18 protein-coding genes and 1 riboswitch are annotated in these 21546 nt (G+C 36.7%); of the genes, 10 read left to right on the top strand and 8 right to left on the bottom strand.

The features are described 5' to 3' along the window. Nucleotides 1-59: 59 nt before the first annotated feature. Entirely contained in the window at nt 60-1970 is a 1911-nt protein-coding gene (locus tag AC27G3_RS16190; protein ID WP_487123341.1) for a DUF885 domain-containing protein, read from the top strand. Between the two features lie 298 nt (nt 1971-2268). Further along, on the top strand, nt 2269-4749 hold the full coding sequence (locus AC27G3_RS16185; protein ID WP_487123340.1) for a S9 family peptidase: 2481 nt from the start codon (nt 2269-2271) through the stop codon (nt 4747-4749). A gap of 102 nt (nt 4750-4851) precedes the next feature. Here the strand turns inward: AC27G3_RS16185 and rrtA are convergent, their stop codons facing one another. Continuing rightward, nucleotides 4852-5448 carry a rhombosortase gene (rrtA, locus tag AC27G3_RS16180; protein ID WP_487123338.1) on the bottom strand — a complete coding sequence of 199 codons (597 nt, stop codon included), beginning with the start codon at nt 5446-5448 and terminating at the stop codon, nt 4852-4854. 355 nt (nt 5449-5803) lie between these two features. On the opposite strand from rrtA, the gene AC27G3_RS16175 reads away from it, so the two are divergent. Beyond that, nucleotides 5804-6400, top strand: coding sequence for a tRNA-uridine aminocarboxypropyltransferase (locus tag AC27G3_RS16175; RefSeq protein WP_487123336.1), 597 nt, complete (start codon nt 5804-5806; stop codon nt 6398-6400). A gap of 8 nt (nt 6401-6408) precedes the next feature. Then, the gene (gene ggt, locus AC27G3_RS16170; protein WP_487123334.1) at nt 6409-8172 is read left to right on the top strand and encodes a gamma-glutamyltransferase; all 1764 of its coding nucleotides are present in this window, start codon (nt 6409-6411) and stop codon (nt 8170-8172) included. A gap of 67 nt (nt 8173-8239) precedes the next feature. Here the strand turns inward: ggt and AC27G3_RS16165 are convergent, their stop codons facing one another. Together AC27G3_RS16165 and cysK are read right to left on the bottom strand one after the other, a co-directional pair. Next, nucleotides 8240-8674 carry a hypothetical protein gene (locus AC27G3_RS16165; RefSeq protein ID WP_487123332.1) on the bottom strand — a complete coding sequence of 145 codons (435 nt, stop codon included), beginning with the start codon at nt 8672-8674 and terminating at the stop codon, nt 8240-8242. 117 nt (nt 8675-8791) lie between these two features. After that, nucleotides 8792-9763 carry a cysteine synthase A gene (gene cysK / locus AC27G3_RS16160; protein ID WP_487123330.1) on the bottom strand — a complete coding sequence of 324 codons (972 nt, stop codon included), beginning with the start codon at nt 9761-9763 and terminating at the stop codon, nt 8792-8794. A 246-nt stretch (nt 9764-10009) separates the two neighbouring features. Between cysK and AC27G3_RS16155 the strand changes: the two genes are divergently transcribed. The 3 genes from AC27G3_RS16155 to AC27G3_RS16145 are packed head-to-tail and all read left to right on the top strand — an operon-like array spanning nt 10010 to nt 13291. Next, complete coding sequence (locus AC27G3_RS16155; RefSeq protein WP_487123328.1) at nt 10010-10855, top strand: AAA family ATPase; 846 nt, start codon at nt 10010-10012, stop codon at nt 10853-10855. 7 nt (nt 10856-10862) lie between these two features. After that, a complete protein-coding gene (locus AC27G3_RS16150) occupies nt 10863-12035 on the top strand; it encodes a vWA domain-containing protein (RefSeq protein ID WP_487123326.1) in 1173 nt (390 codons plus the stop codon). A gap of 29 nt (nt 12036-12064) precedes the next feature. Then, entirely contained in the window at nt 12065-13291 is a 1227-nt protein-coding gene (locus tag AC27G3_RS16145; protein WP_487123324.1) for an RDD family protein, read from the top strand. A 10-nt stretch (nt 13292-13301) separates the two neighbouring features. Here AC27G3_RS16145 and AC27G3_RS16140 read toward each other — a convergent pair whose 3' ends face one another. From AC27G3_RS16140 to gloB, 3 genes are all read right to left on the bottom strand, one after another. After that, nucleotides 13302-13493, bottom strand: a complete 192-nt coding sequence (locus AC27G3_RS16140) for a hypothetical protein (RefSeq protein WP_487123322.1) — start codon at nt 13491-13493, stop codon at nt 13302-13304. 410 nt (nt 13494-13903) lie between these two features. Then, the gene (locus AC27G3_RS16135; protein WP_487123320.1) at nt 13904-15544 is read right to left on the bottom strand and encodes a lytic transglycosylase; all 1641 of its coding nucleotides are present in this window, start codon (nt 15542-15544) and stop codon (nt 13904-13906) included. A gap of 83 nt (nt 15545-15627) precedes the next feature. Further along, a complete protein-coding gene (gene gloB / locus AC27G3_RS16130; RefSeq protein ID WP_487123318.1) occupies nt 15628-16425 on the bottom strand; it encodes a hydroxyacylglutathione hydrolase in 798 nt (265 codons plus the stop codon). Between the two features lie 218 nt (nt 16426-16643). On the opposite strand from gloB, the gene AC27G3_RS16125 reads away from it, so the two are divergent. After that, complete coding sequence (locus AC27G3_RS16125; protein WP_487123316.1) at nt 16644-17405, top strand: class I SAM-dependent methyltransferase; 762 nt, start codon at nt 16644-16646, stop codon at nt 17403-17405. Nucleotides 17406-17444: 39 nt separating this feature from the next. Further along, nucleotides 17445-18203, top strand: a complete 759-nt coding sequence (locus tag AC27G3_RS16120; protein WP_487123314.1) for a Nif3-like dinuclear metal center hexameric protein — start codon at nt 17445-17447, stop codon at nt 18201-18203. 27 nt (nt 18204-18230) lie between these two features. On the opposite strand, the gene AC27G3_RS16115 is transcribed toward AC27G3_RS16120, so the two are convergent. Then, entirely contained in the window at nt 18231-18809 is a 579-nt protein-coding gene (locus tag AC27G3_RS16115) for an ElyC/SanA/YdcF family protein (RefSeq protein WP_487123312.1), read from the bottom strand. A 419-nt stretch (nt 18810-19228) separates the two neighbouring features. Next, nucleotides 19229-19456, top strand: a riboswitch (Lysine riboswitch). A gap of 138 nt (nt 19457-19594) precedes the next feature. Here AC27G3_RS16115 and lysC point away from each other — a divergent pair. After that, nucleotides 19595-20956, top strand: coding sequence for a lysine-sensitive aspartokinase 3 (lysC, locus tag AC27G3_RS16110; protein ID WP_487123310.1), 1362 nt, complete (start codon nt 19595-19597; stop codon nt 20954-20956). A 111-nt stretch (nt 20957-21067) separates the two neighbouring features. Here the strand turns inward: lysC and AC27G3_RS16105 are convergent, their stop codons facing one another. Further along, complete coding sequence (locus AC27G3_RS16105) at nt 21068-21544, bottom strand: MarR family winged helix-turn-helix transcriptional regulator (protein ID WP_487123308.1); 477 nt, start codon at nt 21542-21544, stop codon at nt 21068-21070. Nucleotides 21545-21546: the final 2 nt, after the last annotated feature.

The following is a 21546-nucleotide window of genomic DNA, read 5'->3' as shown; positions in this document are numbered from 1 at the left end:
ATTAAATATTGTATAAAATGAAATTTTTGTTTTCATTTTATTAAAAAATAAGGCGTAAAATGAAAGTTAAACTTACCTGTGCAGCAGTCGGTATGGCGTTAATGTTAAGTAGTTGTGATAATACAAATCAACTAGAAAGAGGGAAAAATAATAATACATCGAGTGAGCATAAAACAGCTAACACGGTAAAAGTTCAGCAAGATAAGCAATTAACTCAACGTGCTCAGTTAAATCAATGGTATCAAGAAGCGACACAAACGCTTTTTCAATATAGAGTTTTTTCAGCGTCAGCGTTTGGTTTGTCAGCAGAAGAAGTTGGCGTTTATTATGCTGATAAAGTAGAAGATTTTAGTCCAAAAAATGAAGCCTTACTTCGCAAAAAGTTAAGAGCGTTATCTGAAAAAATAGGCAGTTTATCGCTAACAACTACTAATAAAATAGATAAAGATAATCAACAGGTTATGGCAAGTATTGTTCGCTATTATGCCGGGGATAGTGATTTTTCTATCGGCTATATTGATGCTTGGATGGGGCTTTCCCCCTTTATTATTAACCAGATTAATGGCCCGTTAATCAGTATTCCACGTAACTTACAAAATGATCACTCAATTAATAATGAAAAAGATGCTTTAGATTACATTGCACGACTAAGTCAGTTCGATCACATTATTGCTTCTGTTGATAAAAAATTAGCAGCAGACATTTCACAAAATTGGTTACCTCCTAAAGCAATCGTTGAAGGGGCGTTACGCTATTTAAATGGTTTTATTAGTGCGCCAGCTCAACAGCATACATTAGTAGAAAGTTTTATCGCTAAAGTGAATAAAGTTGACACAATAACCCCGCAGCGTAAGCAACAACTCATTAATGAAGTTGTTGATAAAGTGAGTCATGTTGTTTATCCCGCTTACCAAAAGATCACTCAATCAACAGAGTTACTTTTAACGAAAGCACGACAAGAATCAGGTATTTGGGCTCAACCTCACGGTGAAGATTATTATCAAGATGCTATTGAACAATTAGGTGATAGTCAGTTGTCAGCGGATGAAATTCATCAATTAGGTTTAGATGAAGTTAAACGTATTAGCTCTGAGATGAATTCAATCTTACTTGAGCAAGGCTATAAAACAGGTAGCGTTGGTCAGAGAATGGTGTTACTAAACGAAGAAGAGCGATTTTTATACCCAGATTCTGATGAAGGCCGAACAGCCATTATTCAAGATATTAACGAATACATTCAAGAAATAGTGATTAAAATGGCGCCCGTTTTCAAAACAACGCCATCTTATGATGTCGAAGTTCGGGCTTATCCGGTAGAGATCCAAGAGGGCTCTCCTGGCGGTGAATATTCATCTCCATCTGTCGATGGCAGCAAACCCGGTATTTACTGGATTAATCTTCGAGACATGAAAGCAAATCCTAAATTTGGTTTAAAAACATTAACCTACCATGAGGCAAATCCCGGTCATCATTGGCAGATTGCATTAAATATGGATCAAGCGGAACTTCCTTTTTTAAGGAGAATTGCTCCGTATAACGCTTATATGGAAGGCTGGGCGCTTTATGCTGAGCAAGTTGCTCAAGAGTTAGGTATGTATGAAAATGACCCCTTTGGCAATTTAGGGCGACTTCAAGCAGAGCTATATCGCGCAGTACGTTTAGTTGTCGATACGGGATTACATCACAAACGTTGGACAAGGGAGCAAGCTATTAATTATATGGTTGAACAAACTGGTTCAACTGTCTCTGATATTACCGCTGAAATAGAGCGCTATATGGCGTGGCCTGGACAGGCGTTAGGGTATAAATTAGGGATGCTAAAAATAGTATCTTTGCGAGAGCAGGCGAAAAAAGCACTGGGTAATCAATTTGATTTAAGTGGATTTCACGATGTTGTGTTACTTGGCGGTGCTGTTCCTATGTCAGTCTTAGAGCGTAATGTTAATCAATGGATTGCTTCGAAAAAATAAGCAGTGATGTGTTATAAAAAGCTGCCTAGGCAGCTTTTTTTAGTTTAATCGCAAGAATAAAGTCATTGGTCGATTGTAATCGTAGTTAATATTGCAGTTTACAAGTTAGATCCGTATAACTAGTAAACAAAATGTTAACTGAATCAATATTGTAGATAGCGATGAGTTAACTTAATTTGTGTTTTACCTAAAATTAATTAAGCTAAAGGGTATTTATTTCTTTTCTTGGTTATTTTAGACGTTAATTTAACGCTAATTATATCTTCCATTTTACTTAAAAATTAAAAGAACTTACTTTATGAAACTAAAACTCCTTGTAGTAGCCATAAGTTTTACATTATCAGCTTGTGCGACAAATCAATTGTCAAATTCAACTTCAGAGAATGTTCCAGAGGTTAATCAAACGATCGCCCCTCAAACGAGTGAAATAACAGCCTCTATGGCTGATAGCTCAACTGAAATCACTTTAGAGCAAATAATGGCAGACCCTGATTGGTTTGCACGCTCGCCAGAGTCTTGGTATTGGGGCGATGATAATCAAACTATTTTTTACAAGCAAAAACGTCAAGGCAGCCCACTTAGGGATCTTTATAAAGTAACGCTTGAAAATTCGACTCCTGTTGTTGAAAAAGTAAAATTGGCAGAAATGCATGTCGCAGCAGATAATTACGCAGTGACTAATGATGATGGCACACTTGAAGCTTACACTTTTAAAGGGAACGTTTTCGTTAAAAACTTAGCGACCAATAAAGTGATGCAACTCACGCATACTTCAGCGATAGAGCAGTCTGTTATGTTTTTGCTCGACGGAAACATTGCGTATCGCGTGGGAAATAGCTTTTTTTCTCACCACCTAAAAACAAATCAAATAGTAGAGCTTGCTAATTTACAAATGCAAGACAAGCCTAAAGATATCGAATCACCTACGAGCTATCTTGCAAAAGAGCAGCACGATTTAATAGATTATATTGCCTTACAACACAGAAATTCTTTGTTAAAAGAAAAACAAGATAAAGCGTTAGCTAATCAAAATAGTACCTTAAGCGATGCTAAATATTATTTTGGTAAAGGTAATAAAGTTGCCCATGCGAGTTTATCACCTGCAGGCGATAAACTCTTTGTCAGCATAAGTGCCGCGAAATCATCAAGAGATAAAAGCGATATAATGCCTAATTATATTAGCAACGACGGTAAAATAAAGGCGCAGAAAGTTCGAAGTAGGGTTGCCGATAATCGACAATATAAAGAAGAATTATTTATTATTGATTTAAATACTTCTACTAAGTCAGCATTAAGTTATGACACATTGCCAGGTTTCGACGAGGACGTCTTGGCAAAAGTAAAAGCAGAAAATTTTGCGCGTGAAGGTAAAAAATATCAATCGAAAAAATCGGCGAGAAACATCCATGTTATAAGCGCAATGAGACCGATTGAATGGCATAAAAATGGTCAGCAACTGGCGATAATGCTTGAAGCTTGGGACAATAAAGATCGTTGGTTAACCACGGTTGACTTTGCTAAAAATTCACTGGTGTCTCAGCACCGATTACATGACGATGCATGGATTAACTGGGCATTTAATGAATTTGGTTGGTTAGAAAATACAGAGCAACTTTATTATTTATCAGAAGAGTCCGGGTATTCGCATTTATATCTTAAAGCGTTAACCAAAAAACCAACGCAATTAACTTCGGGTAAATTCGAAGTGAGTGATGTTACTTTATTGGAAGATGAATCAGGTTTTGTTTTTAAAGCGAATAAAGTGCACCCTGGCATTTATGAAATATACCAAGTCGATTTAGCTAAAAAATTGACGGCATTAACCAGTTTAGGCGGGTTTAATAATTATACCTTGAGCTCAGATCAAACAAGCTTATTAATTGAGCATTCAACGGTCACTATGCCACCTGAGCTTTATATCCAGTCGCTTACGACTGAACAAAGTCAACCAATTAAAGTAACTGATACTGTTACTGAAGAGTTTAAACGTTTGCCATGGACAGCACCGTCAGTTGTTGCTATTAAATCAAGCTATCAAGACGATCCTGTTTATTCTCGAGTATATCTACCAAAAGATTATGATAAAACAGCAGAGAAGAATCGTGCGGTTATGTTTACTCATGGTGCAGGTTACTTACAAAACTCACACTTAGGTTGGTCAGGCTATTTCAGAGAAACGATGTTTCATAGCATGTTAGTTCAACAAGGTTATGTTGTTATTGACATGGATTACCGTGCTTCTGAAGGTTATGGCCGAGACTGGCGTACTGCTATTTATCGTCATATGGGTAAACCTGAAGTAGAAGACATGCGTGATGGTGTTAATTGGCTAGTTGAAAATGCTAACGTGGATCGTGAGCGAGTTGGTACATATGGTGGATCTTACGGTGGTTTTTTAACTTTAATGTCTATGTTTACCGCGCCTGATTTGTTTGCTTCGGGCTCTGCTATTCGCCTTGTTTCCGATTGGGCGTATTATAATCATGGTTATACATCGAATATTCTAAATACCCCTGAAGATGATGCGATAGCTTATGAACGTAGTTCACCTATATATTTTGTTGAAGGACTTGAAAAACCGTTACTAATAAATGCTCCTATGGTCGATGATAATGTGTTTTTTCAAGACACTGTTCGCTTAGTTCAGCGTTTAATTGAGCTAGAAAAACAAGACTTTGAAACCGCACTTTATCCGGTAGAGCCTCATGGCTTTGTGCAATCTAGCTCTTGGTTAGATGAGTATCGTCGTATTTATAAGTTATTTGAAACGACTTTATAAATAGATCAATTTAAATGAAGTTAACTGCCATTTGTTAAATGTTTCTCACATTAACAAATGGCTTTTTTGTTTCAGACACTTGCCTTTACTTACCGATAAACGCTAAACCTTGTCAGAGGAGAACTTTAGATAAAGTAAGCTAAAGAATAGGCCGCCAACAGCGCCCCATAAATGCGCATCAATCGCGACATTAGCACCTATTAGTTTTGCTACTTCGGCGCTAGCTCCAACTGTTTGTTCATGAATGATTTTTAACCACACACCAATAAACAATAAATAGCCTGTTTTGTCTTTATGTTTAATATCCATTATCGCGCCAAAAACAAAAACACCATGTAAAATTCCAGAAAGGCCTACGTATTGATCTATATTGGGCGAGAATAAATAAAGCCCTAGACTGGTAAAAAAAGCACAAGTTAAAAAAATTAAGGTGTAACTCTTTGTATGATAAAACTTACCGTGCAATGCCAATAGTAATAACATTGCAGATACATTGAGTAATAAATGGTAACCGTTGGTATGTAAAAAATGGCCAGTAAAAATACGCCATAGTTCTCCTTTTTCAATTAACGTACGGTTAAAAACTAATGTATCTGCGATTAATTCATCAAATAAATAGGCCACAACGGATAATAAAACGATTAGTAATACGGAAATGCTTTGGTTACGGGTAGGAGAGAAAGAACTAATTTTTAACATAAGGTTGTAATAGAAAAGAAGCCGAAAACCATACTTTATCAGTAAGCTATTACAAAGTAATGTTAATTAACTTGCGCTCGACTTAACAAATATTTCTCTAGCAGCTATTTTTCCTTACTTCTTCGTTAAATTTCTTGCAATAGGCCAGCTATTGACGCGAAATTTGCCTTGAATTAAGAAAAACTATCAAGCTAGAGTGGAGTAAAGTAATTATTTACCTATTTTTCAAACTGTTAACCATCTCTTAAACCGAGTTAAGGTTAATTACCTTGTAAAGGTAAGTAGAACAAATAATCATTGGCTAACTCGAGCAAGCATCGTAAAATAAATCGGTGTTCTATTGATTTAAAAAACTATGTCTCGATTGCTGTGCCCAATTTGCCAACGCCCTAAACCTGCCTGTATTTGTCAATTTATAGCGGAAGTTGAAAATGACGTGCTTATTATTGTTTTACTTCACCCTAACGAAGTAAAGCAAAGTAAGGGAACATTGTCTTTGCTTGCGAATGGATTATCTCGATGTATTGTTATAGAAGGCGAGAATTTTTCTCATAATGATCAGCTTAATCACTTATTAGCTCAGTATGGTCAACAGGCTGCATTACTTTATCCTAGCGAGCAATCGGTTAATTTGTCACAATTAACGCAATCTGCAAACACTCAAAATATTCATTGTCTAATTTTGTTAGATGCTACTTGGAAAAAAGCGTATCGAATGTATATGTTATCTGAAAATTTACACCATATTCAACATGTTACCTTACCTGATGATTTATTAGGTCAATATCATATAAGAAAAACCAGTAAAAAGAATGGGCTATCAACACTTGAAGCTTGTTGTTATGCTTTACAAATAGTAGAGCAAACCCCTAATAAATATCAAAATATGCTCGATAAATTTGTTGAGTTTAATTACTTTCAATTATCGTTTCGCCCTAATAAAGATGCATAAGGAAGTCTATGTATAATCTATCATCATCAATTTCACTCACCACCATTATCTTCTGTCTGAGCTTTAATAGCTTAGCTGCGCAAACAGTAAAATTACCTGTAGAAGATAGGGAGCCAGAGGCAGCAACAGGACTAACAAAGCAATATTCTGTTTCGGGGGAGGAGTTTATGATTGCTGCCGCGAATCCTTATGCCAGCGAAGCTGGTTATAATGTTTTGCAAAAAGGTGGTAGTGCTATTGACGCCGCTATTGCTGTGCAACTGGTTTTAACCTTGGTAGAGCCTCAATCTTCGGGTATTGGTGGCGGCGCATTTATTTTACACTGGGATAAAAATAAACAGCATTTAACAACGTTTGATGGGAGAGAAACGGCGCCTAAAGCGGCTACTGCTGAAATGTTTTTAGACAAACAAGGAAAAGCTATTCCTTGGATTAAAGCTGTTGTTGGTGGTAAATCCGTAGGGGTGCCGGGTGTACTTAAAGCATTAAAAAAAGCGCATGATCAATATGGTTTACTGCCTTGGAATGTTTTATTTGAAGATGCTATAAAACTTTGTGAGCAAGGATTTATTGTCTCTCCACGTTTAGAAAAGCTACTAACGATGGAATTTAACCCTGGCGTTAGTCAATTAAATGCGACAAAAAGTTACTTCTTCCCCAATGGTATGCCAGTTAAAGCGGGCACTTTGTTAAAGAATGAACCTTTAGCTAAAGTATACCGTAGTCTTGCAAAAAGTGGTGTAGAGCCTTTTTACCACGGTTGGATTGCTAAAAAAATAGTGCAAGCGGTGCAACAGGCAGAAGTATCTCCGGGCAAATTAACTCTTGAGGACTTAAATAGTTACCAAGCAAAACAATCGCCTGCAGTTTGCGGAACATACCATCAGTATAATGTCTGTGGTATGGGGCCTCCTAGCTCCGGAGGCGTTGCAGTTATTCAAACATTAGAACAACTTGAACCGTTTAACTTATCGCAATATAAGCCAAATGCTTTAGAAGCTGTTCATTTGTTTACGCAAAGCTCACGGTTGGCTTTTGCCGATCGTAATCAGTATTTAGCAGATGATGATTTTGTTAATGTCCCAGTAAATGGTTTACTTGACGATAGCTATTTAGCTAATCGTTCGAAATTGATCAATATTGATAAGGATATGGGACAAGCAAGTGCAGGTAAGCCTTTTGGTGCCATTGCAAGAGCTAAGGATCAGGCTTATGAAATGCCGTCAACCAGTCATATCTCAATTGTTGACAGTAAAGGTAATGCAATTTCAATGACCACTAGCGTAGAAATGGCTTTTGGTTCAGCATTAATGGTTGAAGGTTTTATGCTTAATAACCAACTGACCGACTTTTCTTTAGCGCCGAGTGAGCAAGGTGTCCCAATTGCTAACAGTATTGAGCCATTTAAAAGACCTAGAAGCTCAATGGCGCCTACTATGGTATTTAATTCAGATCATACCCTTAAGCTGGTGTTAGGTTCGCCTGGAGGAAGTCGAATTATAAATTATGTTACTCAAACTATTATCGGCATACTCGACTGGAAACTAGCGCCTCAACAAGCCATTAACTTACCTAAAGTGACTAACCGTAATAAAGTGACCACTTTAGAAAAACAAACCTCTATTGCGCATTTAAAACCAGATTTGCAGGCTAAAGGGCATCAGGTGTTTTTACGTGATTTAAATAGTGGATTACATGCGATTGAAGTTACTAAAGACGGCTTACTTGGCGGCGCAGATCCTAGAAGAGAAGGGCGAGTGTTAGCCAAATAGTAAATTAAGAGAAGTTAACAAAACATGGAGTGTCTATGCAAGGTAGTCACTCCATATAAAAAAGGGGTTAAAATGGATCCGGTAACAGTTTATCAATAATCCACTTACCATTTTTTTGTACTAAAGAGACACGCTTTACATCTTTTAGGCGATTGTCTTGATAATAACCATCAAAGTAAACGGTGATATTAGCTGCATCTTTAAACTGCTCTCTTATTTTTACTCCACTGCCATCAGGTTTTATTTCAACTTTATCATAAGACATATTAAATAAATGACGACCAACAGCTTTAGCTGAGCGGTAATGTAAAATAATACGTGCAAGTTTTGGCGAGCACACTAAAGAAGCTTTTTCGATATCTTTTTCATTATAAAGCGCATTGAAAAAAGCAATAGTGACTAATTCAGGATTATCTATCTTTGTGATAGCTTCTTTTTTATCACCACCACAAGCCGTTAATAAAAAAATGCAAATGAGAATGGAAAATTTTAATTTGTACATGTTTTTTGGTAAACCCCTAAGCTAGTTTAAGAGCCTAAGAATACCTTATATTGACCACAAAAAAAGACGCTGAAGCGTCTTTTTTTTAATTGATAAGCTTTTTCTACTAATTTAATGCTATTGAACCAATTCTTTATCGCTAAAGCTGTCGCTAAATAATGCACTTGATAAATAACGTTCAGCTGAGCTAGGTAAAATAACAACAATATTTTTATCAGCATTTTCTGGTAATTCAGCTAAACGCTTAGCTGCAACTACGGCAGCACCAGAAGAAATACCTGCAAGAATACCTTCTTCTTTCATTAAGCGATGGGCCATTGCCATTGCATCGTCATTTGAAACTGTTTCAACAGCATCAACCATGGTTAAATCTAAGTTGCCTGGAATAAAGCCAGCGCCAATACCTTGAATTTTATGAGGACCCGGCTTAACTTCTTCACCAGCAAGTGTTTGGCTAATTACTGGTGAGTCAGTTGGTTCTACTGCAACTGTAGTGATTTTCTTACCTTGAGTATTTTTAATGTAACGACTAACGCCCGTTAACGTACCGCCTGTACCAACACCAGCAATGAAAATATCTACGCTACCATCGGTATCACGCCAAATTTCAGGGCCAGTAGTCTCTTCATGAATTTTAGGGTTTGCAGGGTTTTCGAATTGGCCTAATAAAACATATTTGTTAGGTTCGGCATCTCTGATTTCTTTGGCTTTTGCAATAGCGCCGTTCATTCCTTTAGCGCCGTCGGTTAATTCAACCTTAGCACCAAGTGCTGTTAGTAATTTACGACGCTCTAAGCTCATTGTATTAGGCATAGTTAATGTAATGCCATAACCTCGTGCTGCTGCAACAAAAGCTAGTGCAATACCGGTATTACCACTTGTTGGCTCTACAATTTCTTTACCGGCACTTAATAAACCTTTTTCTTCAGCGTCCCATACCATACTGGCACCGATACGACACTTAACACTAAAGCTAGGGTTTCTGGCTTCCACTTTTGCATAAACATTTGCACCACTTACTACGCGGTTTAACTTTACTAATGGAGTGTTTCCAATGGCGGTTGAATTGTCTTCGAAAATTACTGACATAATATTATCCTGTAAAATGTTTCATTAATGATTAGGAATCAATACGCTAATCGGGGAAACATGGTGAAATCTTGTGTAATTAAATTTGTTGGCTGAGACCATTTTTCATAAATATGACTGAATGATATAGCTCAATAAGGTAAGATTAGCTACTTAGTAGAAAAACAGAAGTGCTATTTTGTTATAACTTATATAATAAAATGGAATAGATAATATAAAAATTAGTCAAAATTGGTTGGAAATGACATGACATCGTTTAACGGAACTGGCAATTACATTGCTTCTAAAGAGCTACAACTCGCAGTAAATGCGGCAATTACCCTAGAGCGACCATTACTTATTAAAGGAGAGCCCGGCACAGGTAAAACTATGTTAGCTGAAGAATTAGCCGCAAGTTTAGGCACCGAATTAATTCCGTGGCATGTAAAATCTACCACTAAAGCCCAGCAAGGTTTGTACGAGTATGATGCAGTTTCTCGATTAAGGGACAGCCAGCTCGGTGATGATAAAGTTCATGATATTAGTAATTACATCATCAAAGGGAAATTGTGGCATGCATTTACAGCAGACAAACGACCAGTATTATTAATTGATGAAATTGATAAAGCAGATATAGAATTCCCTAATGATTTGTTATTAGAGCTCGATAAAATGGAGTTCTTTGTTTATGAAACACAAGAAAAAGTGGTAGCGAAGCAAAGACCTATTATTATCATTACTTCAAACAACGAAAAAGAATTACCCGACGCTTTTTTACGTCGATGTTTTTTCCATTACATCAACTTTCCTGAAGCACAAGAAATGAAAGAAATTGTTGATGTTCATTTTCCTGATATTAAACAGAACTTGTTAGACGAAGCATTAGCCGTGTTTTTTAATTTACGAGAATTGCCAGGGTTAAAGAAAAAGCCGTCAACGTCAGAGCTTATTGACTGGTTAAAATTGTTAATGGCTGAAGATATCGATATTACTACTTTGCAAGAAACGCGTGTTAAGCAAGTTATTCCTCCTTTACACGGTGCATTATTAAAAAATGAGCAAGATGTTCATTTATTCGAAAAATTAGCCTTTATGCATCGCTCAGGACGATAGACGTATTATGTTAATTGACTTCTTTTGTAAATGTAGGCAATACAAAGTGCCATGCACATTACGAGAACTCTTAGATTTAATTAGCGCTCTAGAACAGCATGTTGTCTTTGCTAGCATTGATGACTTTTATGTAATTAGTCGTGCGCTTTTAGTTAAAGATGAGAGTTACTTTGATAAATTTGATCGCGCTTTTGCGGATTATTTTAAAGGTGTATCAACTATAGAGCTTGATTTGTCGGGTATTCCCGAAGATTGGCTGAAAAAGCATTTTGAAAAAATGTTAACTGAAGAAGAAAAAGCAAAAATTAAAGCATTAGGCGGTTTAGACAAACTCATGGAAACGTTAGCAGAACGTTTAAAAGAGCAAGAAAAACGCCATGAAGGCGGCAATAAATGGATAGGTACAGGCGGTACTTCTCCTTTTGGTGCTAATGGCTATAATCCCGAAGGTATTCGAATTGGTCAAGAAGGCTCTCGTCATCGCCGCGCAGTAAAAGTGTGGGATAAACGCCAATTTAAAAATCTTGATAACCAAGTTGAAATTGGCACCCGAAATATTAAAGTTGCTTTAAGAAAACTCCGGCAGTTCGCGCGAAGTGGTGCGAGCGATGAACTCGACCTTGATGACACTATTGCCTCTACAGCACGAAATGCAGGTTACCTTGATATAAAAATGAAACAAGAGCGCCATAATGCTGTAAAAGTGCTGATGTTTTTTGATATCGGCGGCTCTATGGATGATCACATTAAAGTATGTGAGCAATTGTTTTCTGCCGTTCATACTGAATTTAAACATTTAGAATTTTTTTACTTCCATAACTGTGTTTATGAAAAAGTTTGGCGAGACAATAATCGCCGACATAACGAAGGAATAGATTTACAGCAGCTTATTCATACTTATGGCCGTGATTATAAAGTCATATTTATTGGCGACGCTACCATGGGACCTTACGAAATTACTTATCCAGGTGGCAGTGTCGAACATTACAATGAAGAAGCGGGTAGTGTATGGATGGAGCGTTTATTAACGCACTTTGATAACGCTATTTGGTTAAATCCTCAAGATGAATCTCACTGGAATTATTACGCTTCTATTCATATCATGAAGCAAGTCGTTAAACAGAAAATGTATCCATTAACCTTAGATGGTTTATCTAGCGGCATTAAAGCATTACTTTAGTAGCATTGATTATTTTTAAAGGCTAAAACGTGGCAATAGAAAGTGAAAAACTCACCAGTGATAAAGCGTCAATAACATCTGCTTTAACGGTAGAAGAAACGCGAGCAATACTCACACCATTTGCTTTTACCATTGACAAGTCTTTATTTGGCACGCCGTTAGCTTCGCCTACTAGAAGAGCGGTAGCAATTTTAATCGATTTAGTTTTTGTGGCATTACTTAGTGATACACCTGGAGAAATACTTGCTTTAGTCATTGCCATAACCTTATATAGAATCGGCGGTAATAAATATGCTGCCAAACAAGGAAAGGTTAAAGGAGTTAAACGGAGAAAATTACTTCGAATATGCTCTTTTTTTATTGTATTTATCGTCTTACTTGACCTCCTACCTATGTTTTTTGACAGTGAGTTAATGAACAATAACGAGCAATCAGATAAACAATCAACTCTATCTGAAAGGAATTTATCTACTAGCGAGTCGATAACCTTTTCAGTGCTTAGTGCTGGTACGATTGTTACTGTTAAAAATAGTGAGTGTCAATCAGTCAATTGTTGGAATCAAGAGTTGTCACCACTTATTAAAGAGTTTGCTGCGTTTGATCTAACAGATAAAATTGTCGATGAAGCTGTGGAAAGTATTGTTGATGCCACGACGCTTGAGCACGACGCGCAAGATGACTTGAGCAAACACTTGCATCAAGCCTACAAGTCTGAGTTAACGCGTAAACATGAGGAAGAATCATTATTAGCGCTAGAAACTATAGAGTCAGATACTAGAAAACAAAAATCTATTGATCAAAAAGTTAAAGAACAAAAAGTAATTGATAACAGTCAATCACAAAACGAAGTACAACAACTTAACACTCAATCATCAGATGAACTGACTGATAATGATAAAAGTCGTCCGGTATATTCTATTATCGAATGGGTTAAAGGCATTATTAAAGACCTGGGTTTAGGGTTTGGTTGGGCTGCATTTTACTTTACGGTATTTTCTTCACTATGGTCTGGTCAAACACCGGGAAAGAAGATTGTAGGGATTCGTGTTTTACAACTAGATGGTAGCCCACTAACAATTTGGGAGAGTTTCTGTCGGTATGGCGGGTATGGCGCTGGAATTGCTACGGGCCTTTTAGGCTTTCTACAAATATTTTGGAATGCCAATCGACAAGCAATTCAAGATCAAATCGCTTCAACCGTAGTTATAGATGAAAGAAAGTCGGTTAAGCAAAAACGGTTAAATAAAGAGGCTTAAACAAAGCGGACTAAATTAAGATGATCTCAGTATCCATTTCAATTTGTTCAACATAAAGCTCAGCGAGGGTAACAGAGCCGAAGTACTTTTTTATTCCTTGCTGAGCACGCTGAGCGCCTTGTTGAAGTTGAGGGCGATCACTAGTAACAATTAAAATCCATGTCCTAACCAATACCGCGGGTGGGTAACGTCCGTTTATCATCATAACTCCCTGTACACATCATACAATCTCACTACATATGTGATTATTTCTACTGGTTTAAATGATCAACTATTGCGCTATTTGAACATTTATCTTGTGTCTAAAGTAGAATAGCTCATTAATGAAATTGTTATTATTCTTGATTATATTCCCTATAAATCTGAACTTGTTTAATCTTATATTTTAAATGTTTTAAACTGAGCTCAGCTTAATTAGTTTAGCTTAAATTTTAATTATTGTTGCTTTTCGCTGAAAGAAAAGAAGAAAGAAGATGCGACAGTGTCAGAAAAGTATGGGAGCAGAAGTTAAATTATACTTAATCCCATGAGCGAAAACTAAAAGAAAAAGCCCATTTGTCACGTTAAAATTACGTGATTAACAGGCTTTGTTTATTGGTAAATCTTTACTTGTTAAATATTATTGGTAACGTCTACCGAAAGCTTAAGTATTTGACCCGGTTGTAGATATTTTTTACGGCTTAAGCTGTTCCAACGTTCTATATCTTTAATTTTTACATTAAACTTATCTGCTATACGCGCGAAAGAATCTCCTCTGCGTACTCTGTAAGTAATGTTTCGCATGATGACATTTTCTGTAGCAACTCCAGAAGACTTATTAGTTGCTAGTTTTTGCCATATCACCAGCTTTTGTCCCGGTTTAATATAATCTTTAGGAGCCATGCCATTCCATTTAGCAATACTGCGGCTGCTCACTTTATATTTCTGGCTTAAATCCCAAAGTGTGTCGCCAGACTTTACAATATGTACTGATTTCACTCCTTGGCGTTTGCTACTTTGTTTGGTGGCTAATCGTTGGTTTTGAGAAAGAATATAGCTATCAAGCGAGCGTGCAGCAACAGGTATTAATAAATATTTTCCGGCTCTAATTTGAGTTCCATTTACTGAATTCACTTGTTGAATTAATTCTATCGAAGTATTAAATTTTTGTGCGATCTCTCCCAAACTGTCGCCACTTTTTATTTGATAACGTTGCCAAGCAAGACGATCTTTTTTGGTGAGTTTAGATAAACCTGTTACAAACTGCTCTTTTTTATGGATAGGAATTAATAAACGATGAGGACCGTTAGGATCTGTTGACCATCGATTAAAACCTGGGTTCAATCGTTGTAATTCGGGTAATGATAACCCTGCTAACTGTGCCGCTTTTGCTAAATCGAGTTGTGAACCAATATCTACTTGAGTAAGTACGGCCTTATTCTCAATTTCATATAACTTCACATTAAAATCATCAGGGCGTTTAATAATATCAGCTAAAGCAAGTAGTTTAGGAACATAAGCGCGTGTTTCTTTCGGTAAATCTAACGACCAGAAATCTGTCGGTTTGTTTTTACGCGCGTTGTTTTTCATTGCACGACGAACTCGTCCTTCACCAGAGTTATAAGCGGCAAGCGCTAATAACCAATCACCTTTAAAATATTTATTTAAATACTTTAAGTAAGCAATAGCACCTTCAGTTGAAGCCATTACATCGCGTCTGCCGTCATACCACCAGTTTTGCTTCATACCAAAACGTTTCCCAGTTCCAGGAACAAACTGCCACATACCAGAGGCTCTGCCATGTGAGTAAGCAAAGGGGTCAAATGCACTTTCAACTATCGGTAACAGGGTTAATTCTAACGGCATATTGTTTTTTTCTAATTCTTGAACAATATAATAAAGAAAAGGCTCTGCGCGTTTAGCGACGCGATCAAGATAGCTTGGGTGTTTTGCATACCAATTACGTTGTGAAACTAAACGACTATTTTCAGGTATATCAAAGGTAAATTTATCGCGAATTTCTTGCCATAAATCATCACTCACATGAACATCGTCATCGCCTAAAGTAAAGTCAACATCAGCAACAGGGTGAATAACATCGGCGGTTTCATCGGCGAGTAAAGCTTGATTAATTTCAACAGGCGAGGCAATTTTTTCTGATAACTCGTTGTCAGATGCTTGAGATAATTGTCCTGAACCTGTGCTTTGGCAGCCTGAAATTAATAATGCTGCGGTAATGGGAAATAGTGAGATTGAAAAAGGTAAATACTTCATGGAAAATAATTCTTTGGTTAGAGGTTTGTATATTCACTTATTTACGCTGCTTTTACAAGCAAACGTAAGGTTATATAAGTGGCTTAAAAGTTATTCTTCCATTGACGAATCACCGAAAATGTATCAACACCTAAGGCGACTTTTTGATTATTGTAATCACTAGCGCTTTGTTGTAATGCTACTTCTTGGCAACGTAAAAAAGGATTGATTTGTTTTTCTAACCCTATGGTCGTTGGAATAGTCGCAACTCCTTGTTCGCGAAGTTGAGTCACTTGATTAAAGTAATTAATTAACTCACTGTTTTCAGGGTCAACCGTTAAGGCAAAGTGTAAGTTGGCGGCGGTGTATTCATGCGCACAAAATACCAGTGTATTTGGCGATAAATGACTTAGTTTGCCTAATGAATCGTGCATTTGTTGAGGAGTTCCTTCAAACAAACGGCCACAGCCACCTGAAAACAAAGTGTCGCCACAAAACAAGTATTCTTCGCTGGAAAAAGCAATATGTCCTAAGGTGTGCCCAGGTAAGTCGATTACATTGAGGGTTAATTCAAGCTCTGGTAACGTCACGGTATCGTTTTCAACTAACGCAACATTTCGATGTGGAATTGTCTCATTTGCTGGACCATGAATGGTAATTGACCAAGACTTTTGTTGGCCATATTGTACTAATTCATTTATGCCACCAACATGATCTGCATGATGGTGTGTAATTAAAATATCGGTTAAAATCTTATTGTTTTTTTCTATAAAATCGATGCATACCTTGGCATCACCGGGATCGACTAGCGTAATAAAGTCGTTTTTATTTGAACCTATTGCCCAAATATAATTATCAGAAAATGCGTTAATAGCACTTACGGTGTTGTGTGAACTTGTCATATTATTCCGATGTGGTTTGACTAATGAATAGCAGCTGATTAAATTTATTCCTAAGGCTTTAACATTAGGTTTTAACTTAACTATTTAAATTAGGCATTAATATAAGATACTTAATGCGAAATACTGTTATCAGCTATCGAACTTAAACTTACTTAATTTAGCTCTACTTAAATTAGGTGTATAATATTGTTACGTAATTTTAAATAAATCAGGCTTTAATGAAACCCGCATTAGCATTTAGACAACCTTGTTATCCTAAATCATGGCAATCTCTGCCTAATGGCGAATTAATGTTGAATGAAATTAATCAACAGCTTGAACCATGGTGGCCTAAGTTTTTTGGCTATCATCTATTAAAAATTGGCGCATTAAGCGGCTATCTTAATACAGCTGATTCACCAATTAAACATCAAATCACAATTTCTCACTCGACTAATGATCATGGTACGAGTGAACAAGTGATTGCTGATGTTGACGATTTACCCTTATTAGAAAGCAGTGTTGATGTTTGCCTTTTAAGTCATGTCCTTGAATTTTCACTTGATCCTCATCATGTTGTCAGAGAAGCAAATCGAGTGCTGATCCCTAATGGTTATTTAATTTTAACGGGGTTTAATCCGTTTAGCTTAGCGGGGGTAAATAAACTATTGCCTTTTAGATCAAAACAATCTCCTTGGAATGAACGTTTTTTTTCTCCTATGAGAGTAAAAGATTGGTTACATTTAATGGGGTTTGAAATATTAGCGGACCAACGTTGTTTACCAAGCACCTTAGCGGGTAAAGTTAGCAATAGTTTAATGGCAAATCATTGGCGAAATTTCGCTAATAATTATTTCCCAAATTTTGGCTCTGTCTATGTTATTGTGGCGAAAAAAAGAGTTCATCCGTTAACGCCAATTAAGCCTAAGTGGAAACTTAGACCTAAATTTCAACCAGTAAAAGTATCAACGATGAATTCATCATCACACCTTAAAAAATAACAGAGTTACGACCTTAAAGTGACTAAAAGAAGAATGATCATGTTAAGAAATGAATTAGAACAAATATTAAATAAGTTATTAACCCCTGAATTGATTAAAGATTTTTGCCCTAACGGTTTACAAATTGAAGGCAGTGAACACATAAATAAAATTGTGACTGGAGTAACAGCAAGTCAGGCACTTATTGAACAAGCAATTGAACAAAAAGCAGACGCCATTTTAGTGCACCATGGTTATTTTTGGAAAAACGAATCCTACGTTATTAAGGGGATGAAGTACCGAAGAATTAAAACCTTAATGGATCATAATATTAATTTATTTGCTTATCATTTACCGTTAGATGTTCACGCAGAACTAGGTAATAACGCGCAATTAGCACAGTTGTTAGGTATTGATGTTAAAGGGCCTTTGGAAATCGGTAATCCGTTTAGTGTTGCTATTCATGGAGAATTATCAAAGGCTGTTTCAGGACAAGAATTTTGCCAACGAATAAGTGATAAACTTAATCGCCAATGCTTACACATTTCTCCTGACTCGGATAAAGCTATACGAAAAGTGGCTTGGTGTACTGGTGGAGGACAAGGCTATATTGAATTAGCGGCTGAGCAAGGCTTTGATGCGTTTATCAGTGGTGAAGCATCAGAGCAAACGACTCATGTTGCTAAAGAAATGGATATCCATTTCTTTGCTGCAGGGCATCACGCAACTGAACGTTATGGTGTGAAAGCCCTTGGGGAGTATTTAGCAAAAACGCAAGGCGTTAATGTTGAATTTATTGATATTGACAACCCCGTGTAATTACCTTTTATCAAAAAATTTAATTAATTAAAATAACGACTTAACCCATTGAGCTACACGGCCTAAGGTTTCATACCAAGCGGTCGTTGTTTGGTTGAGCTTATTGGCGCTTGGAAAATAGTGAGCCCAATATTTATCTTCGCCATTGTCTTTCACCCAATAACCTGTTGGCGCAGGAATAGCATCAATGCCTTGCGCTTTAAAGTATTTAATGGAACGAGGCATATGGTCGGCATTGGTGACTAACACTACATGGGTATTTAACACTCTTGGTGCAATCAGCTCCGCTTCTTCTTCAGTATCTTTAGGGTAGCTTTCGGTAATTAATTTATTTTCTTTTATACCAAGCAACATCGCTGCTTGTTTCATTTTTTCGGCATTGGGTGTTGGATCGTCACCAGATGCACCAGACATTATAAGGCGGGCTTCAGGATGTATTCGAGCAATTCTCACTGCTTCGACTAATCGTTGTAATGAGCATGTTTTTAGCTCGCTTGTTGCAGGTAAAGCATTATCTGTTGTGTGACCACAACCTAATACAATTATATAATCAACAGGTTTGTCTGAAACAGTGAAAGCATCGTAATTGTTTTCAAGTGCCGACATTAGCGGGTCAGCAGTGGGAGGAAATGTAGAAAATACTAAAATGAACGTCGCTAAAAACAAAGATTTAAAACTTAAACTCGGTCTTGATTTATAAAAGAACAAAGCTAAAAGTAACAATATAATAATGATATTAATTGGCATTAAAAATTGTGAGATTATTTTTTTTAGAAGAAATAAATCCATTGTATCTGTCTAGTCGAAAGCAATTTTACTCACTATATCAAGCTTTTTCGCAGTCTTCATGTCTTTATCTTATGCATTAAGTAATATTAATCAGGTTTTATTAACGCTTTATATGTTTTTGGGTGTTAATTTGTACGGACGTCTAAAAGTCTATTGTAATCTTAATTTATTTGAGGTCTAATAGCGGTGTTAATACGATTAACCATGTTAATATTTATGTTAAAGGTTAACGGATTAATACCAGAAGAGGTGCGATAACAAGGTAGAAAACACGAGGAACCACAATTCCAATGACTGTTTTTGAGGGGGATTATCGCCGAGGGTGCAAATATGTGTGGCATATTTCACTCGGTCACTAGGGTTGAAACTCTAGGATTGTCACCTGATTGTATTTATTAATTAGTGCAAGTTATTGTCTCGCAATAGTTTGATTAGTTAATAAGAGGTGGAGGGCTTCTGGCTGAAAATGTTTAGTCACTCTGCTTTATGCAAGCCTAACGGTTCAGTCATGCTCTTCCTTATATTTTTTTAGCCGACAATTTACGCTTAAGTTAATAACTAAGTTAATAGTAAAATACTGTCTGCTAATTAGGGAGAACCTAATGTTCATTGAAAACAGTTCAAATCTTATTGTTGCCAAGTTTGGTGGCACAAGTGTCGCCGATTACCAAGCCATGTGTCGTTGTGCGGGTATTATTAAAAATAACCCAGCTAATAGAGTTGTGGTTGTTTCAGCAAGTTCAGGTGTTACCAATCATTTAGTAAGGCTTAGCCAAGCCAATATTAGTGTTGATGAACAATTATCAATTATTAATGCGATTGAAAAAATTCAACTTAATATTAGTCAGCATTTAGCTAATGAAAGTCAGTTAAACAACAAAATTTATGCGTTATTAACTGAATTAAAGTCTCATGCAAAGCAACAATCAGAGCACTATAGCTCACAAACGGCTGACACTATTTTGTCTTATGGTGAGCAACTCAGCTCCTTTTTATTTACTGCTGTTTTAGAGAGCTTACATGTTTCGGCTCAATGTTTTGATGTTCGTCAAGTCATGAAAACTAACAGCTTGTACGGTAAGGCGGTAGTTGATGTTGAAGCCCTGAAAGAGCAAGCACAGGCAATTTTATTACCTCAGTTAGCTAATAGTGTAATAGTTACTCAAGGGTTTATTGGTCAAGATGGACTTGGCAATACCACTACATTAGGTCGTGGTGGTTCAGATTATAGTGCTGCTTTACTTGCTGAATCACTGAATGCAGATAATTTATCTATATGGACTGATGTTGTTGGTATTTTTACGACCGATCCTCGTATTACCTCAAAGGCCAGAGCAATTGATGAAATAAGCTTTGGTGAAGCTGCTGAAATGGCTACTTTTGGTGCGAAAATTTTGCATCCTGCAACACTTATCCCTGCAATGCGCCATAATATTCCAGTATTTGTTGGTTCTAGTAAAGAGCCTGAAAAGGGCGGCACACAAATTAAGCAGCAAGTGGAGTCAAGCCCAACGTATCGTTCAATCGCCATTAGACGAGAACAAACGCTTGTTACGGTAAAAAGCCCTGCAATGTTACACGCCAGTGGTTTTTTAGCGAAAGTGTTTTCTATTTTAGCCAAACATGAGTTAAGTATTGATTTAATTACTACCAGTGAGATTAGTGTCGCGTTAACTTTCGACAACCCAACAGGCTCTACACAAGCAATAATAACTAATGCTGTCGTAGAAGAGTTGGAGCAACTATGTGAAGTAACCGTTGAGCACGGTTTATCTTTGGTTGCTGTTATCGGTAATGCATTAAATACAACTAAAGGTATTGGCCGTAGTATTTTTGAACAGATTGATGAGTTTAACATTCGAATGATCTGTCATGGGGCAAGTGCTAATAATTTATGCTTTTTAGTGGATGAGCAAGAGGCTAACCCTGTAGTTGAAAAACTTCATGGTAGCCTGTTTGTCTAGTTTGTGGGTAGCCTTTTGAATGAGTGATTAACACGCTATAACGAAATCAAAAAACACAGCGCCTTATAAGTATACTAGTCGTTGTGTTTATTAGCTGTTTAAGTTGCGCAATTAAAGCTTATTCAAATTCTCTAACAACTTATCTAACTGTTGATTTAAAGCCGTTAGTTCAGTTAAAGAAAAGCCAGTCACATTAAACATTTTAGCGGGAATATCTTGCGCTTTTTCTTTTAACGCTTTACCCAGAGGCGTTAATTGAATTTCAACGCTCCGCTCATCTTCGACTTTTCTGCAACGACTGATCAACAGTTGTTTTTCCATACGCTTTAATAACGGTGATAACGTACCAGTATCAAGATCAAGCTGTTGACCGATAGCTTTAATAGCGATAGCTTTCTCATGCTGCCATAAAATTAGCATTACCAAATATTGAGGGTAGGTTAATGCTAACTCTTTTAAAACTGGAGCGTACAACCGATTCATTTTTTTGTTTAAATTGTAAAATCGAAAACACAGTTGTTTTTCTAATAGCAAATGATTTAAATCGTTTAACTGTTTGTCACTATTATCACTTTCATTGTTTTTCATCG

It is taken from the genome of Colwellia sp. SU-HH01217 (genome assembly GCF_057543495.1).
This window is presented reverse-complemented; position numbering and strand designations above follow the sequence as displayed.

Bases quoted from the DNA above. Each gene is read 5' to 3' on its own strand.
- AC27G3_RS16115 (WP_487123312.1), bottom strand. From the start codon at position 18,809: ATGTCGGCACTTGAAAACAATTACGATGCTTTCACTGTTTCAGACAAA.
- AC27G3_RS16105 (WP_487123308.1), bottom strand. From the start codon at position 21,544: ATGAAAAACAATGAAAGTGATAATAGTGACAAACAGTTAAACGATTTA.
- AC27G3_RS16135 (WP_487123320.1), bottom strand. From the start codon at position 15,544: ATGAAGTATTTACCTTTTTCAATCTCACTATTTCCCATTACCGCAGCA.
- AC27G3_RS16125 (WP_487123316.1), top strand. From the start codon at position 16,644: ATGAAACCCGCATTAGCATTTAGACAACCTTGTTATCCTAAATCATGG.
- AC27G3_RS16165 (WP_487123332.1), bottom strand. From the start codon at position 8,674: ATGTACAAATTAAAATTTTCCATTCTCATTTGCATTTTTTTATTAACG.
- AC27G3_RS16185 (WP_487123340.1), top strand. From the start codon at position 2,269: ATGAAACTAAAACTCCTTGTAGTAGCCATAAGTTTTACATTATCAGCT.
- AC27G3_RS16155 (WP_487123328.1), top strand. From the start codon at position 10,010: ATGACATCGTTTAACGGAACTGGCAATTACATTGCTTCTAAAGAGCTA.
- AC27G3_RS16150 (WP_487123326.1), top strand. From the start codon at position 10,863: ATGTTAATTGACTTCTTTTGTAAATGTAGGCAATACAAAGTGCCATGC.
- rrtA (WP_487123338.1), bottom strand. From the start codon at position 5,448: ATGTTAAAAATTAGTTCTTTCTCTCCTACCCGTAACCAAAGCATTTCC.
- ggt (WP_487123334.1), top strand. From the start codon at position 6,409: ATGTATAATCTATCATCATCAATTTCACTCACCACCATTATCTTCTGT.
- AC27G3_RS16190 (WP_487123341.1), top strand. From the start codon at position 60: ATGAAAGTTAAACTTACCTGTGCAGCAGTCGGTATGGCGTTAATGTTA.
- lysC (WP_487123310.1), top strand. From the start codon at position 19,595: ATGTTCATTGAAAACAGTTCAAATCTTATTGTTGCCAAGTTTGGTGGC.
- AC27G3_RS16175 (WP_487123336.1), top strand. From the start codon at position 5,804: ATGTCTCGATTGCTGTGCCCAATTTGCCAACGCCCTAAACCTGCCTGT.
- cysK (WP_487123330.1), bottom strand. From the start codon at position 9,763: ATGTCAGTAATTTTCGAAGACAATTCAACCGCCATTGGAAACACTCCA.
- AC27G3_RS16120 (WP_487123314.1), top strand. From the start codon at position 17,445: ATGTTAAGAAATGAATTAGAACAAATATTAAATAAGTTATTAACCCCT.
- AC27G3_RS16140 (WP_487123322.1), bottom strand. From the start codon at position 13,493: ATGATAAACGGACGTTACCCACCCGCGGTATTGGTTAGGACATGGATT.
- gloB (WP_487123318.1), bottom strand. From the start codon at position 16,425: ATGACAAGTTCACACAACACCGTAAGTGCTATTAACGCATTTTCTGAT.